General features: G+C 65.8%; 2 protein-coding genes. One reads left to right on the plus strand and one right to left on the minus strand.

Annotated features, from left to right (window positions below):
• Positions 1-73: 73 nt before the first annotated feature.
• Positions 74-331: a hypothetical protein gene (locus tag N826_RS38925; RefSeq protein WP_157599441.1), complete on the minus strand. Its 258-nt coding sequence runs from the start codon at positions 329-331 to the stop codon at positions 74-76.
• A 59-nt stretch (positions 332-390) separates the two neighbouring features.
• Between N826_RS38925 and N826_RS38930 the strand changes: the two genes are divergently transcribed.
• The gene (locus N826_RS38930; RefSeq protein WP_147041383.1) at positions 391-1,440 is read left to right on the plus strand and encodes a hypothetical protein; all 1,050 of its coding nucleotides are present in this window, start codon (positions 391-393) and stop codon (positions 1,438-1,440) included.
• The last annotated feature ends 27 nt before the right edge of the window (positions 1,441-1,467 follow it).

A 1,467-nucleotide genomic window follows, 5' to 3' on the forward strand; every position in this document is an offset into this window, starting at 1 on the left:
TGGGACTGTCTAGCGATTGGGGGAGCGGTCGTGATCAGGGTATGACCAGCCGAGTTTTTTGGCTGGCTGAGGATCAAGGATGGGGTGGGTTTTGCGCCTGGTGGAAACCGGGGTCGATGGAGCGAGCCGCAGCGTCGACGTGATGACGATCGACCGCCTCGGCGATTTGGGCGACATTGCGGCTCTGGGCTTGACCCTGGCGCAGGGCAAGCAGCTTGTGGCTCTGGCCCAACGGGAAATCGTCACAGCTCAGAGCCGGGACCATGCGGTTCGGCGGCCGCTGTGTCGCTCCTGCGGAACCGCGTGCCAGATCAAAGATTACCGCCCCCACCAGATCGCCACCCTGTTCGGTCAGGTCACGCTGCGGCTACCCCGCTTCCGCTGTGCTGGTTGCGGCGGGGCGGAAGCGGGGCACGGCTGGCCAGCACATTGCCGCTCGACGCCCGAACTCGACAAGGTCCGGGCGCAGTTTTCCGCCCTCATGCCCTACCGGGTTGCCGCCGGCGTGCTCGAACTCCTTCTGCCGATCGATGCCGGGAGCGCCCCCGAGACCCTGGCGCCTGCACGCTCAAGGTCGGCGCGGACCTGGTCGACATCGTTACGACCAACCCGGCGACCGCAGCCTCGTCGATTACCCTGACCCTGGACTCGACCTTCATTCGGAGCTGTGAGGATGGCCAGCGGCATCTCGAAGTCCGCCTCGGCAACGTCGAGACGTCGGATGGCGGCCGGCAGGTTTTCGCCGCGGTCACAAAGACCGATACGTCGGTCGAAGCGCTGATCCAGCGTGGCCTCAAGGAGGTTGGCCAGACCACCGACACCGAGCTGACGGCGTTCACCGATGGCTGTTCCGGGCTGCGCTCGATCCTGGTCAATGCCGGCATCGCCAAGCCGCCGGGCCTCGACTGGTTCCACATCGCCATGCGGCTGCAGCATGCCGAAAAGACAGCCGGCACCCTGCCGGCCGACACCCCAGAGCGGGAGAACGCCAGGGCCGTGATCATCGCGGAAGTCGACCGCCTGCACTGGCGGATCTGGAACGGTAAGGCCAAGGATGCCAAGATCACCCTCGAGCGCATCCGCCAAGTCATGCCGGTCTTCCGAGGCGACGGCGATCGGAAAAGGGACCCGTCGTCACGCCGGCTGTGGACCGCGCTGCGTGAGATCGACCGCTATCTGACCAGCCAGAGCGCTTGGCTGGTCAACTATGCCGAACGCCATCGTGCCGGTCTGCGGGTCGGCACAGCGCTCACCGAAGGTACGGCCAACTTCCTGGTCAACCGACGCATGAACAAATCCCAGCAGATGCGCTGGTCCCGCCGCGGTGCTGATCTCCTGCTCCAGGTCCGGTGCGCCGGCTTCAATGGCAAGCTCGATTCCAGCTTCGGCCAGCTGTTCCAGGCCGTCGATCCCGCCTCAGAGCTGGCCATGGCGGCATGACCCCCAATCGCTCGGCAGTCCCGGTTC

Origin of the sequence: Skermanella aerolata KACC 11604 (assembly GCF_000936425.1) — a bacterium.
Classification (GTDB): domain Bacteria; phylum Pseudomonadota; class Alphaproteobacteria; order Azospirillales; family Azospirillaceae; genus Skermanella; species Skermanella aerolata.